Annotated in this window: 2 protein-coding genes; both read left to right on the top strand. The window is 28.8% G+C overall.

Annotated elements, in window-relative coordinates:
- The first annotated feature begins 132 nt into the window (after window positions 1-132).
- A complete protein-coding gene (locus tag ACFQ19_RS20235; RefSeq protein WP_379594675.1) occupies window positions 133-387 on the top strand; it encodes an ATP-binding protein in 255 nt (84 codons plus the stop codon).
- A gap of 7 nt (window positions 388-394) precedes the next feature.
- Window positions 395-1,003: a response regulator transcription factor gene (locus tag ACFQ19_RS20230; RefSeq protein WP_379594673.1), complete on the top strand. Its 609-nt coding sequence runs from the start codon at window positions 395-397 to the stop codon at window positions 1,001-1,003.
- Window positions 1,004-1,157 lie beyond the last annotated feature (154 nt).

Below are 1,157 nucleotides of genomic sequence, written 5' to 3'. Positions count from 1 at the left end.
GGACTACCATTCCCTTATTATAAGGTTTTTTTATGGATTTTTGTAGTGAAAACTCCCATTATTCCTAATTTTCCAATATATTATTTTTCTTGACTTTTAGTTGAAATTTTTATGCAACGCTAGTGTAGGACTATAGAAGAATTACTTAATAATGCAATAAAACATTCAAATGCTGAAAGAGTATCATTGAATGTTTGGGAAACAGAAGAAAATATAAATATTGATTACATTGATGACGGAGAAGGTTTTAACTATAATAAAGCATTAAATAAAGGTCAAATTGGATTAAATGTTTTAATAACACAAATTAAACATATGAATGGACTAGTAGAATTTTTTACTAATAAACCTAAGAAAGTTCAAATCTATATAACGTTGCCGAGGTGATAATATGTTGAAAGTTTTAATTGTCGATGATCATTATTTAGTTGGAGAAGGAACAAAAACAATGTTAGAATCTGATGAAAAGTTTACAGCTAAATATGTTTCCACTGGGGAAGAAGCTTTATCATTGCTTGAATCATTTGATATTTACATTATTGATATTCATATGCCCGATATGTCAGGGATAGAATTATCCAAAAAGTTATTGGAAAAAGATTCTAAAAGAATTATTATTCTATATACAGGATTCGATAATCAAGCAACTTTAAGTTTATTTACTGATTTAGGGATTAAAGGAATTATTAATAAAACCGCTACAAAGTCAGAGTTAATTAATTTAATTCACTATATACTAGACGGTCAAACCCTTGCACCTTTATCCATTTTTAAAGACCAAACCTTAATAAATTCAGAGGTGAATAAAGGTGGTTTAAACGAGAGAGAATTAAATATTTTGAAATTCATTTCAGACGGTTTAAGTAATAAGCAAATTGCAGATGAGTTATTTCTTTCAGATAGAGCTGTGGAATATCAACTATCAAAATTATATAAAATACTAAATGTGAAAAACAGAGGTGAAGCGATAAGTACTGCAATTCATCGGAATCTATTAGATTAATATAAAAAATTTGATTTTACTTTTTACTTGAGTATTGCCATCGGCGAGACCCGACTATGCCATCTTTTTGACCCACTTAGGACAAGAAATTGACCCACTTAAGACAAAGGTGAGCCACTACCAAATTGATAGTGGCTCTAGAAATTAATTAAAA

Origin of the sequence: Oceanobacillus locisalsi (assembly GCF_042675985.1) — a bacterium.
In the GTDB taxonomy this organism is placed as follows: domain Bacteria; phylum Bacillota; class Bacilli; order Bacillales; family Amphibacillaceae; genus Oceanobacillus; species Oceanobacillus locisalsi.
The sequence above is the reverse complement of the archived record's forward strand: the minus strand, read 5'-3'. Positions and strand labels throughout refer to the sequence as shown.